Here is a 12713-nt window from a genome sequence, read left to right on the forward strand (position 1 = left end):
TCAGGCCTCCACGGCGCACAGCAGCGCTTCGGCATTGCGATACATGTAAGCATCCAGCGCCTCGTCCCGGATCGGCAGCTTGAGGGTCTCGCGCACCCCTTCTTCCACGCCGCAGAACGAATACGCAGAGGCGTAGATGAACCGGTTCGGCAGCCAGTTCAGCCCTTCCACGTAACCACTGCCGCCCGGGGCAAACATATACACGTCAGGCGACAGGAACACGTTCATCAGCCCGGTCACTTCGCTCTTGAACGCCAGCGACACCGCCTCGGTCACGTAGGGGTAGCAGCCGTGCCCAAGCACCACCGGCATGGTCGAGTAGCGGCGCGCGACGCGATCGAACCGCACCGGGTCGGTGTGGCTGATATCCGGGCCGGCCAGCGGACCGGTCATGAACAGCAGCGGCACCTTCAACTCCGCCACCTTCTCGTAGAACGGAAAGAGCCTCTCGTCGTCGGCATACATCGGCGTGCGCGCCAGCCCCGGCTCAACGCAAATGCCGACCAGGCCAAGCTCCTTGACTGCCGTGTCCAGCCCTTCCAGGATCTCGTTCATCGGCTTGTCGAAATCCACGCCGGCAAGACCCAGCACGCGATTGTCCGTACGCTTGGTCAGCGCCGCCAGGTCGGTGTCCTCGATATGCACCGGCACCGGACGATTGACGGAATGGCGGCCGTTCATCACGCCGATGCGCACGCCCACGCTATCCATTTCATTGATCAGCGCACGCAGCGCGCGATCCTCCGAATGCGGATAGGGCTCAGTGCTCACGGTGTAGGAGCGGGGTACGGGTTGCCCCAGGATGCGATTGACCGCGCCGACCACATTGGTCGTAAAGAACGTACGGTAGGGCCCGGTCGGCGGACGCAGGCGGAAGTCAATGATCTTACCGGCGAGGCGGGCAAGGCGGGGATCGGTCATGTTCAGTCTCCATTGCTCGGTGTGTGGGTTCGCGGGAGCGAAACGGACAGGCGCCCTAAGCCTGTATGGCCAATATACTCGTTAGTTTTATTTATGTCGACATAAATACACTAAAGACACGCAGAGACTGCACATGAGAAATGGCGATGCGCGCCGGCAATCGCCAGGCATGGCTGCCGTCCTGTCCGCAAGCCCGTCTCGCCGCGACCCACTTACATGTCGACATTAATTATTCTTGGCTGCTACACTGGCCGTACCCAATGCGGCCGAAGCAGGTGACGACAGCACGTCAACAACCGAGTGGAGGAACAGGCATGAAAACGGTACGCATGTTTCCCGGAGCGCAAGGTGGCACTCTGCAGGTCGACGATGTACCGACCCCCGTCCCTGCCGCCGGCTAGATCCTGGTGCGCCGACACGCCTTGCCTGCGTGCAGGCATGCGCGAATGACCTCGCGCCCCACCTGAACGCAGGCCGTCTGTCGCTGCCGGTCGATAGCAGCTACCCCCTTGAGGCTATCGCGCAGGCGCATGCCTACATGGAGACTGACCAGCATATCGGCAAGATCCTTCTGACTGTCGACCAGGCCTCGGCCTGATCATGGGAGCACATCCATCATGCAAGTGCCATCGCACCTCGACAAGTTCCGGCGGCTCAGCGCCCTGCGCCAGCGTTTCGATCCGCTGGAGGATTTCGAACTCTGGTTCTGGACAACACTGACCGCCGGCACAAATGCGCTCAATGCCAGCCTGCACCTGGCAGGACTTACCAGCGACGACCCGGTGTTCTCCACCATCCCCGGCGTGCACATGGTGCGCCAGGCAGACGGAAGCTACACCAGGGCGCTGCGCGGCCCCGGCGATGTCAGCCACGTGGGCTGGCCACCGATTGCAGGCGAGATCCCGGCGCCGGTCCGGTCCCTGGAGCACGCGCTCGAGGCCATCGAGCGATATCGGGATCCCTGCATCCGCAAGGGCGTCGCGGCGACGCCCGAGATTGTCAGGGCGTGCGACCACGCATTTGCCGAGGTCACATCGATCGTGCAGCACTACTGCGAAGGGAGCCAGCGATGAATCCGGAATCGCATCGCCGCATTGCCGAACGTATCGAGCGTTCGCTCGCGGTCTGCCGCGACCACGACTGGGAGATCCAGATCGAAGCCGCCATGCTTGCCGGTACCCACTGGGCGAACTATGCGCTCCACCGGCACGGCGTGTCGGAGCATGGCGAGGACATCGTCCATACCAGCATGCTTGTGGTCAACACCTTGCGCAAATACTCGATTGTCGAGCCCGACCTGCTGCGCGCCCTTGGGGAAATCGAGGAACTGCGCCCGCTCTTCGTCCGCGGAGACGTCGAGGGCGGACGGGCGGCGGCACGGCATGCATTGACCCTGCTGCAGCAGATCGGCGAGCGGGCCCGCCGTGCCGGCTGAGCCCGGAACCCAGGCAATCAGGACGAAACGACAGAGGAGGCATCCGTGCTCGGTCAAATGATGCAACAAGCGTTGCTGATCTCATCGCTGCTCCAGCATGCCGAGCGGCATCATGGCAAGCAGGAGATCGTCTCGCGCCGCACTGAAGGCGACATCCACCGCTATACCTTTGTCGAGATGGCAGCGCGGTCCCGCCGCCTTGCCAAGGCGCTGCGCGAGCTTGGGGTCGACGCCGGCGAGCGGGCCGGGACACTGGCGTGGACCGGCTATCGGCACCTGGAGTTGTACTTCGCGGCTTCCGGATCGGGAGCCGTGCTGCATACGCTGAATCCCCGGCTTCATCCCGACCAGCTTGCCTGGATCATTGAACATGCGCAGGACCTTGGGTGCTTGACCAATACTATCGGCAAGACAGCGACAGTCCTCTCGTGGACGAAATTCCTTTGGGGGCGACCGGGAAGATGCTGAAAGGTCCGCTGCGGGAGCGCTACCAGCGACATTTCATGCATGCGCGCCAGGCGAATGCCGATTGATCAGGGATGACGCATGGATATCCGAGGCGGCCGCACTAGCGCGGCAGCTTTTGCGCAGGCTCAATGCCCGCAGCTCACCACGACCGTACCAAGCTTGCTGCGCGCCTCGACTTCCATATGGGCCAATGCCGTCTCCCGCAGCGGGAATACCTTGTGCACGGCGTGAACAGCGTCGGGAACCTCGGCCAGCCATCGCGTCAGCCCTTGCTGCGCCTCTCTGCGCAGCGACGGAGCGATATCGGGCATATACAGGCCGCGCAGGCTGATGTTCTTGCGTATCAGCCGGGCAAGCGGCAATGCGTAGCTGGTGTCGGGGCCTGCGGCGTAAGAGATCCAGTGCGCGTGGTTTGCCGCCACCTCCAGGCACAATGCCAAGTTCCCGATGGCATCCACATCCACGATGTGCTCTATGCCCTTGCCTGCCGTCGCATCGAGAATTCGCCCGGCTGCATCGGGCATGGTGTAGTCGATGACCGTATCCGCCCCTCCACGCTCGGCGTGCGCCTTCTTCTCCGGTGAACTGACCGTCGCGATCACGCGCGCGCCCGCCCATTTGGCGAGTTGCACGGTGTAATGCCCCACCGCGCCGGCGGCCCCCGTGACAAGAACGGTCTTCTCCGAGATCGGCCCCGCGAGGAACAGGCCGCAGTAAGCGGTCAGGCCGGGAATTCCCAGGCAAGCGCCCTGCGCGAACCCGATCGCTTCAGGCAATGGTTGCGTCAGCTCCAGGGGCACGCAGGCGTACTGCGCAGCCGTCCCGAACGGCCGGCCCCGCTGGGCAAAGCAGATCCACACTCGCGCACCCACCATGCGCGGATCAATGCCCGGCCCGACGGCGTCGATAATGCCCGCCCCGTCGCTATGGGGAACGATGCGCGGGAATTCCATGGTGTGCATGCGTCCCGCGCGCCGGTTGGCATCCGCGGGATTGACCGCGGAGGCGTAAAGGCGAACACGCACCTCGCCGGGGCCTGGCTGCGGCGTCGGCAATTCCCCGTGCTGCAATACCTCCGGCGCCGGCCCTTGCCGGTCGTACCAGACCGCCATCATGGCAAGCACCTCCGTCCACACCGCAAGGCACCGGCCAGGCCAGGCCTTGTAATACGAAGGAACTGACCCCGCCCTCGCTGTCCAGATTGCCGACGTTCCATCTGAGTCTCCTCCCAGTTCCGTGAATCGACCTCGGTCCCGATCATCGCCACTATACACCCACTGTTGTTTTTGTCGACATAAATAGACTATGCTTGCCTGAACCGGGAACGCAACTTCGGCTCGCCACGCGTCCAGTCAGCGCCCGCCGGACGGGCAGTCAAAACCAGGCAAGGAGATGTGTATGGCTGTGAAAATCACGCCCACCACGGGTTCCGTCGGCGCATCGGTCGACGGCATCAACCTGAACGATCCGCTTGACGACGCGGTGTTCGAGCTTCTGCAGCGCGCATTCCTGGACCATTGCACGCTGGTCTTCAGGGGACAGCACATTCAGCCCCGGGAACAACTGGCCTTTGCCAGGCGCTGGGGCGAGCCTGTCGTCACCGCGATGCTTCAGCCTCTCGACGGCTATCCGGAACTGGTACAGATCACCAGAATTCCGAAGGAGACTGCATCCACCGAAGCGTGGCACTATGACGCCCCTTTCACCGCAGTGCCGCCGAAGGTTTCGATCCTGAGCGCCGTTCACGTGCCGCACGGTGGGGACACAATGTGGTCGAATCAGTATCTCGCCTACGAACGGCTGTCTCCCGGGCTGCGCGAGACGCTCCAGGGATTGAGGTTGCGCTTTCGCGGAACGCGGCTCGGACGCATGCTCGGGGTCGCGGAAAAGGACATACCGCAGGCGGTGCATCCGATTGTGCGCACGCATCCCGAAACGGGACGCAAGGCGTTGTACATCGCCCACGAGGAAAACGTGCTTGGGATCGAAGGGTGGACCATGGAAGAGAGCCGTCCGCTGCTGAACTACCTTTACCAGCACTCCACCACGCCAGACAATGTCTATCGGCACATCTGGAGCCGCGGCGACGTTGTCATGTGGGATAACCGCTGCACCATGCACTACGCCGTGCATGACTACGGAAGCCAGGAGCGCGTGCTCAATCGCGTTACGCTGAAGGGGGAAGTTCCGATGTAAGAAATTCAGAACAAGCCAATGGGCGGACTGCCGCCACGCAGAACCGCCCATCCTTTGAGTTGTCCGACGAACGCCTGAATGTCGCCTACCGCTACGCCGCTCAGTTCTCGATCTTGATATCCGAGCTCGCCGCAATCTGCTTCCAGACGCTCAGGTCCGTAGCAACGACGTCTCGGAACTGCTTCTGAGTCTTGATGGGAGGCGGTTCAAAGTTCATGTTCTTCATCAACGCCTTGAGATCCTCCGAGCCCTGAATCTTGTTGACCTCGTCAGCCAGGCGGGCAACGATGGCTGCATCGGTGCCAGGCGGAGCGAACATTCCGAACCACCCCACCGTATCGAAGCGGAATCCCTGCTCGCCCATTGTCGGCACGTCCAGCAACTGCGGGGCACGGACATTTCCGCTGACGGCAATGCAACGAATCCTCTCCGAACGCAACAAGGGCAATGGCGCGACCGGATCCGCCCAGCCAATTTTCAAGACGCCCGCTGACATCTCCGCCAGCAACTGCGGGACGGACCGATAGGCCACGTGGCTCATCTTCATGCCGGTCTTTGCCTTTAGCCACTCCATCATCAGGTTTCCGGATGAGCCAGTGGCCCAGGTGCCGTATGTGTACTGCCCGGGGCTGGCCTTGACCAATTCCACCAGTTCGCGCAAATTGGTGACAGGCAGGTCCTTGTTGACGATGAGCAATACGCCGCCTGCGGCAGTCTGTGCAATGGGCAAAAGATCGCGCGTCGGATCGAACGTGATGCTCCTGACGACTGCAGGCGCAACCACCGCGAACGAGGCATTCGTGTACAGCAACGTGTAGCCATCCGGAGGGGCCTTGACGACCGCGTTGGTGCCGATCATGCCGCTGGCGCCCGCTTTGTTCTCAACCACGACAGATTGCCCCAAGGCACTCCCGAGGCGTTGCGCCATCGCCCTTGCCATGACATCCGATCCGGAACCCGCTGAAGCCGGCACGATCATGTGGATCGGTCGCTCCGGCCACTTGCCGCTCAATGGTCCGGCAAAGCTTGACGACCCGCCGCACAGCGCAACCACCGTTAGTGAGAGCGATGCCAGAAGTCTGCTGACTGACGCCATGTCCCCTCCTGCGTGAGTTCACACCTAAGTCCATCGGCACATATTCATGTCGACATGAATAGTATAGTCATATTTTGTCGACATCAATAAAACACGATTCGGGGTTCTGCAGGATTGCATGCGGACCGTATATGGAGTTGCGCAAAGGCTAAAAGCAACAGGCGCGCCTGGTGCCGCTACTGGCGGCGGGCCTGCGACGCTTGCAGGTCGCGCCGAGAGTGCCTGTCCCCGCCCCTGCCGAGGCTGCACACTCAGGCATGCGGCCGCGTTGGCTTACCCACCTCAGCCGGTTCTGTTGCCCCGGACGATGACGGCATTGTTCACGTCCGCGATGGTCGTCGCGCCGAGCATGGCCATGTTTCGATCGACCTCATCGCGCAAAAGCGTGATGGCGTGGCAAACGCCTTCGGCTCCCCCAATGGCCGCAGCGTAAATAAATGGCCGCCCCAGGAAGACAAAGCGGGCGCCCATTGCCAATGCTTTCAGGACATCGCCGCCGCGACGGATACCGCTGTCCATCATGACGGTTGTCTTGTGCGCGACGGCCTCACAAATCTCCGGCAGCACAGCCAGCGGTTCCACGGCGCCGTCGAGCTGGCGCCCGCCGTGATTCGAGACAATGATGCCATCGGCGCCCAGGGCGACAGCACGTTCGGCGTCGGACGTATGCAATATGCCCTTTATGACCAGGTTGCCGCGCCATCGTTGCCGGATTCGCTCGATATCCGTCCAGCTCAGGTGATCGCGCCCCGTCGTGTCGCGAATGGCGGAGGCCGACAGGATCGGTGCGCCGCGAGACGCAAAGGAATTCTCGAAATGCGGCATCCCGCTCGAAATGAGGGTCCTGGCGAAGGTCCCCGCCAGCCAGCGCGGCCGGGTCGCGCCATCGAATGCCAGACGCACAGATGGCCGCAAGGGCAAGGAGAAGCCAGTACGGACGTTGTTCTCCCGGTTGGCCCAGACGGGGATATCGACCGTCAGGACCAGCGTGGCGAACCCCGCCGCTTCAACCCGGTCAATCAGCGCGTCCCGGCGTGTGGCGTCACCCGGCAGGTACGCCTGAAACCACGTGCCTGGCGCGGCTGCGTGAACGGTTTCCATCGGAATCAGGGAGGTGCCGCTCATGATTGCCGGTATGCGCTCTTCGCGCGCCGTTTGCGCGAGGACCACATCGCCGCGGTAGGCGGCAATCGCACTGATTCCAACGGGCGCCACGCCAAAGGGAGAAGCGTAGCGTTGCCCGAAGATCTCGGTCGCCTGCGACCTGCCCGACACGTCGACAAGGACCTTGGGACGAAACCTGACCTCATCGAAAGCGGTCCTGTTCGCGGCAAGCGACTTTTCATCCTCCGCGGCGCCGGCAATATAGCCAAAGATCGGGCGCGGAAGCACCCGCCTTGCCGCGACTTCAAAATCGGCAAGCGAGAGGATCGGCCGCAGTCGCCGAGGAAGCTGACGGTTGACGCCATAGGCAGGCCTGGCAGGTGTTCCGGCGCTCGGAACGGCCTGGCTCCCTGCAACTTCGGTTTGAGATGTCATCATGATTTGAAGCTTCTGTCAGGCCCAACCGCTGTCACTGTCAGCCACGCCGGATCCCATTGATAGTCAGGCAAACGTGCCGCGCTGGCGCATCAGCTCACGGAACAGGGCCTCATTCTTCTCGAACGGCGCACGCCCGTGGAGGTAGAAGTAGTTGTTCAGGACAACCAGGTCGCCGACGGGCAGGGACACTTCCCTGGTTCCCGGCGACGCCTCCATGGAAGTCGACAGGTCATTCAGGAATGCAGCCTCCTCGCGATTGCGAGGCTGTACAAACTGATCGATGAAGGACATCGACAACCCAAACTCGTTCTGGAAGAAGAGCGGGCGCTCGACCTTGTCGCTGACATTCTTGGACCCCGGCGCCTTGTAGAGGAAAGGCTGCGTCCCGAGACGGTGACTGACAAACCGGTCACGCCCTTCCCAATCGTCCAGATGCAGGAACCTGGACTCGCCGCCGATGGCATTCTCTTCCGCAAACTTCATCATCAGCAGCCAGTCCGTCGCTTCGGTAACGAAGGTGCCGTCGGTGTGCATGGTGAAGAGTCGATAGGCCTGGCGCAAATAGGAGTCGCTATTGTCCGTGTGCTTGACCACGAAGCGAGCATAGTAAGTGCCCGACATCGAATCGTGGTTGCTGGGCCCCAGCAGGTGCCCGATGGCAGTGCCGAAGCGAACGAAATCGTCGGCATCCGTCGTCAGTCCCTGCAGGCCCACAGTAAAGCCACCGTGCTGCCGGTCCTTCACGATCTCGTTGATGGCGGTGGCGAAGTCCTCGCCAACATGCTTCGCGAGCACGTCCGCGAGTTCGTAGCGCATGAAGGGGACGTACTCCAGGTTCTGAACATCGACCCTGCGTACGTCATGCAGGAACCCAAGCAGCGCATTGCGCTCAACGGTGACATGCTGGATGCGATGGTGATCAGGGTGGGCAGACAACTGGAAACGGCACTCGTCTTGGCTGGCAAGCACTGCGGCAGGAAGCGGGGCATTCATCGATTGCTCTCATGGATGTGGTCTGGCGCTATTTCATCCGGATTCTTTGATATGATCCAGATAGAAACACGTAATCTTTATTCCTGAATCGAGATTAAAAAGATGATTGATGTGCGCCAGTTGCAGTGCTTCCTCGCCGTGGCGGAAGAACTTCACTTTGCCAAGGCGGCAGATCGCCTGGGCGTCGCACAGTCAGGGCTCAGCACCCAGATCCAGCGCCTTGAGCAGGATCTGGGGGTCACGCTCCTGAACCGCAACAAACGGAAGCCGGTGTCACTTACCGACGCTGGGCACCTGTTCCATGCCGAGGCAGTCGCGGCATTGCGGCACATCGAGCGCGCCGACCAGGTGGGACGCCTGGCTGCCCGAGGGCTGGCTGGCGTCATCCGCGTCGGCTATGTGGCATCTGGCGCAAGCAGCGGCCTGTTGTCCATGATGCTGAGCGAATTCCGGAAATCACATGAGACGGTCCGGATCGAAGTCGTGCCAATGGAAACGCCAAGGGCGCTCGAAGCGCTCAGCGATGGCCAGATCGATGTGGGAATTGTCAGGCCCAGACGGCTCTATCCCGCTGGCGTTGTCACGAAAGTCGTACAGACCGAACGTATGCTGGCGGCAATGACGGAAAGCCATCCCCTGGCAAGGCGAAGGACCATTTCAGCGCGCGCGCTGGCAGACCAGTCGTTCATCGTCCCGCAGTTTGCCGACGAGGAAGGATTCGGGTCCGCGTTATCCGCCCTGGGCGAGGCGGGAGGGTTCACGCCGCACCTGGAATATCGCGTCCAGGATTTCATCTCGGCGATTTGCCTCGCGTCCGCGGGATACGGCGTGGCCATCGTCCCTGAGTCAATGCGGCAGTTCTCCCAGCCAGGTATCTTCTACACACAGATCGCCGACTTCAGACTCACAGTGCACCTGGTGCTGGCTCACAGGCGTCGGGAAATATCCCCGGCGGTACGGGCATTTGTGCAACTCGGAACCGAGATGTTCGATGGCCGGGCATCCTGACCTCGCCATACTCAGCCGGATACCGCGGCGCGGCAAGTCAGTGGCACGCGGCATGCAAGACCCGGCTGGTGCCGGCCACCGGCAGGTCTCCTCGTGCTAGCATGAGCGCTGCCTCCAGCCGCCGCCCCACTCTCTCATGACCACCCTCTACGCGACCCTCGGCGTGCAACCGACCGCGACCCTGGACGAGATCAAGCGCGCCTACCGCCGTGCTGCCATGAAATGGCACCCCGACCGCAACCCTGGCCGCGAGGCAGAGTCGCACACGGCATTCCAGGAAATCCGCGATGCCTACGCCATTCTTTCCGATGACGTCCAGCGCCAGGTCTACGACGAGGTATTCGAGCGCGAGATGCAGCGCTGGCAGGCCGAATGCGAGGCGCAGCAGGCGCAGGAACGCGAGGCGGAGCGTGCCGCGCAGGAACACTACGAGAAGATGGTCGCCATCGCCATGCGCTGTGCCGACGAGGGCCACAACCGCGACGTGATCTTCGGCGTGCTGCTCGGCCGGGATTGCCAGGCCGAACTGGCGGCACGCATCGCCGACAGCACCTGGGCGTTGCAGGCGTCGCGCAGGACAAGTGAGCCCGCCGCGGATGCGCCTGACGCCGAAGCGGCCGCAACGCCTGCCGGCGCGGCGCCAGGGCCCGGCGAAGAGACGCGGCACCGGCGACATCCTGGCGCCTTCGATTCATTCTGGCACGGCCTGTTCGGCATCCGCACGTAGCTGGGTGACGTGGACAGGGCGTATAGCTGAACCAGGCAACCCATGCATTGCGGGAGTGTTTGAGCGTGGCGTTGCTGCACCCGATGCGATAGCGCCGCGCGCGGAACAGATCAGTGCCCCTTGCGTCACGTTGAACAGAGTAGCCAGTGCCAATGACCAGCATCGGCCAGCGAGAAGGCGATACGCGATGCGCCGGGCGAGACGCTGCCAGAGCAGGTTGCGGCGCACGCCTGCCTGAACCGCGCCGCCCCCGTCGGGGTCGCGCCGTTGCCAAAAACGGATATCCGCGCCAGTGCGGCCCTGCCCGCTGAACGTGCCGCCCGTGCGATTGCCCGGCCACGACTCCCTGCACGGCCTCGCCTGACGCACCGCAGCGGTGCATGGCGCCGCCGAATGCCATTGCGTAGCCGTTGCAACGGCCTTGCGGCTCGGTACATTCCCCGGTACGGCGATTGCCGATTCCGGCTAACGCCCAGTCGCGTCCTGTTCATAGACTGCCTCCATTCCCGCATCGACAGGAGACAGTCGTGAAGCACAACAGCAGGAGGCCATGCCGCTCAGCCAGAACGCGGCACCCCTCTTCCCGCACCCTCACCGCTTTCGTTGCCGCTCTCTTTGCCGCACCCCTTGCGCCTGGCGCGGGCGCCGCCGACCTGCCGCCGGAGACGCTCACCGTGACAAAGCTGGCGCCGGCGGACGAAAACCGCCTCTATATCTCTGACGTAGCGTTCCGCCACATGGTCGACGGCCGCCTGCACGTGATCGACGGCAAGCAGATGAAGTACCTGGGGCTGCTGCCGACCGGCTTCGGCGGGCAGTCGCTGCTGTCGCCGGACAAGCGCACCATCTACGTGGTCTCCACCTTCTACCCGCGCCTCTCGCGCGGCGAGCGCACTGATGTGGTCAGCCTGTACGACGCCGATACGCTGGCCTACCGCAGCGAGATCGTGATCCCGCCGCGCCACGCGCAGTCACTGAACTACCGCGGCATCATCGCCGCCTCGGCCGATGGCCGCTTCCTGTATGTGCAGAACGCCACGCCGGCCACTTCGGTCAGCATCGTCGACCTGAAGGAAAACAAGCTCGCGGCCGAGGTGCAGACGCCCGGCTGCTGGGGCATCTTTGCCAGCGCGGCGTCCAGCCAGCGCTTCCAGTCGCTGTGCAGCGACGGCGCCATGCTGACTGTCACGCACGATGCCAACGGCCAGCCGGCCGGCCAGAAGCGCAGCGCGCGCATGTTCGATCCGCAGCAGGATCCGGTTTTCCTGCATTCGGAGCGCATCGGCAATACGCTCTACTTCCTCTCTTTCAACGGCAATGTCTATACCGCCGACCTGTCGGGCGAGACCCCGTCCTTCGGCAAGCCGTGGCCCATCGTCAGCGCCGCCGACGCCAGGGCCGGCTGGAAGCCGGGTGGCTACCAGCTGTTCGCGCTGCACGCCGCCACGCAGCGGCTCTATGTCGGCATGCACCCGAAGAGCCGCGAAGGCTCGCACAAGACGCCCGCGGCCGAGATCTGGACCATCGACCTGGCCAGCCGCACGCGCGTGGCGCGCGCTCCGGGGCAGAACGCGCTGGCGCTGACCATCACGCAAGGCGCGGCGCCTACGCTGTACGCGCTCGATGCGATGAAGGCCGGCGTGGTTGCGCTTGATCCCGCCAGCCGCCTGAAGCCGGTGGCGCGGCTGGACGGGGTCAGCGAAGCCGCTGTGCAGGTGGAGGCCCACCAATGACCGCCGCCACGCTGATCGCCGACCCCGTCGTCACCGCCGCCTGCAGCGCTGCCGCCGCATTGGTGCTGTTGCTTTCGGTGCTGCCCAAGCTGCGCGAGTTCGAGCGCTTTTACGCGGCCCTCGACGCCTACCGGCTGCTGCCCGGCGCGTGGAGCCGTGCCGCGGCCGCGGGCTTCGTTGCGGCCGAAGCCGGTGCCGCGCTGCTGCTGGTGGCACGGCCGCTGCAGGCGGCTTCGGCCATCGCCGGTCTTGCCGTCGTCGGCGTTGCCACCGCCGCGGTGTGCATCAACCTGGCCCGCGGCCGGCGCGATATCCGCTGCGGCTGCGGCAGCGATGCCGACAGCATGCCGCTGTCCGGCGGCCTGGTCCTGCGCAATGCCGCCCTGCTGGCGGTGCTGGCCCTGGCGGCGGCATCCGCCGCGGCCGGGCCGGTGCGCGCGCTGGCGCCGCTGGACTTTGCCGCCGCCTGCTTCTGCGCGCTGGCGCTGCTGCTGATGTGGCTCGCGGCCACGCAACTGCTGGCCAATGCGGGCCGCGCTCACGCCCGCGCCTGAACACGCCTTGCTGAACACGCCTTTCTTTTCCTCCGAACCG

Annotated in this window: 14 protein-coding genes; 9 read left to right on the top strand and 5 right to left on the bottom strand. The window is 63.7% G+C overall.

Translation table 11 applies throughout. The features are described 5' to 3' along the window. Entirely contained in the window at positions 1-921 is a 921-nt protein-coding gene (locus ACREYQ_RS08420) for an amidohydrolase family protein (protein WP_432260268.1), read from the bottom strand. A gap of 430 nt (positions 922-1351) precedes the next feature. On the opposite strand from ACREYQ_RS08420, the gene ACREYQ_RS08425 reads away from it, so the two are divergent. From ACREYQ_RS08425 to ACREYQ_RS08440, 4 genes are read left to right on the top strand one after another with little or no spacing between them, the layout of a single operon-like run. Then, the gene (locus ACREYQ_RS08425; RefSeq protein ID WP_432260269.1) at positions 1352-1519 is read left to right on the top strand and encodes a zinc-binding dehydrogenase; all 168 of its coding nucleotides are present in this window, start codon (positions 1352-1354) and stop codon (positions 1517-1519) included. Between the two features lie 19 nt (positions 1520-1538). Next, positions 1539-1994, top strand: a complete 456-nt coding sequence (locus ACREYQ_RS08430; RefSeq protein WP_432260270.1) for a hypothetical protein — start codon at positions 1539-1541, stop codon at positions 1992-1994. Next, positions 1991-2356 (top strand): hypothetical protein, encoded by a 366-nt coding sequence (locus ACREYQ_RS08435; protein WP_432260271.1) that lies wholly within the window; start codon positions 1991-1993, stop codon positions 2354-2356. Before ACREYQ_RS08430 ends, ACREYQ_RS08435 begins: the two co-directional genes overlap by 4 nt. A gap of 45 nt (positions 2357-2401) precedes the next feature. Then, positions 2402-2824: an AMP-binding protein gene (locus ACREYQ_RS08440; protein WP_432260272.1), complete on the top strand. Its 423-nt coding sequence runs from the start codon at positions 2402-2404 to the stop codon at positions 2822-2824. A 125-nt stretch (positions 2825-2949) separates the two neighbouring features. Here ACREYQ_RS08440 and ACREYQ_RS08445 read toward each other — a convergent pair whose 3' ends face one another. After that, entirely contained in the window at positions 2950-3939 is a 990-nt protein-coding gene (locus ACREYQ_RS08445; RefSeq protein WP_432260273.1) for an NADPH:quinone reductase, read from the bottom strand. A 283-nt stretch (positions 3940-4222) separates the two neighbouring features. Between ACREYQ_RS08445 and ACREYQ_RS08450 the strand changes: the two genes are divergently transcribed. Continuing rightward, on the top strand, positions 4223-5020 hold the full coding sequence (locus tag ACREYQ_RS08450) for a TauD/TfdA dioxygenase family protein (protein ID WP_432260274.1): 798 nt from the start codon (positions 4223-4225) through the stop codon (positions 5018-5020). A 100-nt stretch (positions 5021-5120) separates the two neighbouring features. On the opposite strand, the gene ACREYQ_RS08455 is transcribed toward ACREYQ_RS08450, so the two are convergent. The 3 genes from ACREYQ_RS08455 to glaH form a co-directional block, all read right to left on the bottom strand. Continuing rightward, a complete protein-coding gene (locus ACREYQ_RS08455; RefSeq protein ID WP_432260275.1) occupies positions 5121-6116 on the bottom strand; it encodes a Bug family tripartite tricarboxylate transporter substrate binding protein in 996 nt (331 codons plus the stop codon). Positions 6117-6398: 282 nt separating this feature from the next. Continuing rightward, a complete protein-coding gene (locus ACREYQ_RS08460; RefSeq protein ID WP_432260276.1) occupies positions 6399-7658 on the bottom strand; it encodes an alpha-hydroxy acid oxidase in 1260 nt (419 codons plus the stop codon). Between the two features lie 63 nt (positions 7659-7721). Then, positions 7722-8651, bottom strand: a complete 930-nt coding sequence (gene glaH / locus ACREYQ_RS08465; protein WP_432260277.1) for a glutarate dioxygenase GlaH — start codon at positions 8649-8651, stop codon at positions 7722-7724. A gap of 102 nt (positions 8652-8753) precedes the next feature. Between glaH and ACREYQ_RS08470 the strand changes: the two genes are divergently transcribed. The 4 genes from ACREYQ_RS08470 to ACREYQ_RS08485 all read left to right on the top strand — a co-directional run bounded on the left by ACREYQ_RS08470 (position 8754) and on the right by ACREYQ_RS08485 (position 12673). Beyond that, positions 8754-9659 carry a LysR family transcriptional regulator gene (locus ACREYQ_RS08470; RefSeq protein ID WP_432260278.1) on the top strand — a complete coding sequence of 302 codons (906 nt, stop codon included), beginning with the start codon at positions 8754-8756 and terminating at the stop codon, positions 9657-9659. Positions 9660-9795: 136 nt separating this feature from the next. Next, positions 9796-10386, top strand: coding sequence for a J domain-containing protein (locus ACREYQ_RS08475; RefSeq protein WP_432260279.1), 591 nt, complete (start codon positions 9796-9798; stop codon positions 10384-10386). Between the two features lie 674 nt (positions 10387-11060). Beyond that, a complete protein-coding gene (locus tag ACREYQ_RS08480) occupies positions 11061-12119 on the top strand; it encodes an amine dehydrogenase large subunit (protein WP_432260280.1) in 1059 nt (352 codons plus the stop codon). Then, positions 12116-12673: a MauE/DoxX family redox-associated membrane protein gene (locus ACREYQ_RS08485; protein WP_432260281.1), complete on the top strand. Its 558-nt coding sequence runs from the start codon at positions 12116-12118 to the stop codon at positions 12671-12673. Before ACREYQ_RS08480 ends, ACREYQ_RS08485 begins: the two co-directional genes overlap by 4 nt. Positions 12674-12713 lie beyond the last annotated feature (40 nt).

It is taken from the genome of Cupriavidus sp. TMH.W2, assembly GCF_050847365.1.
Lineage (GTDB): Bacteria > Pseudomonadota > Gammaproteobacteria > Burkholderiales > Burkholderiaceae > Cupriavidus.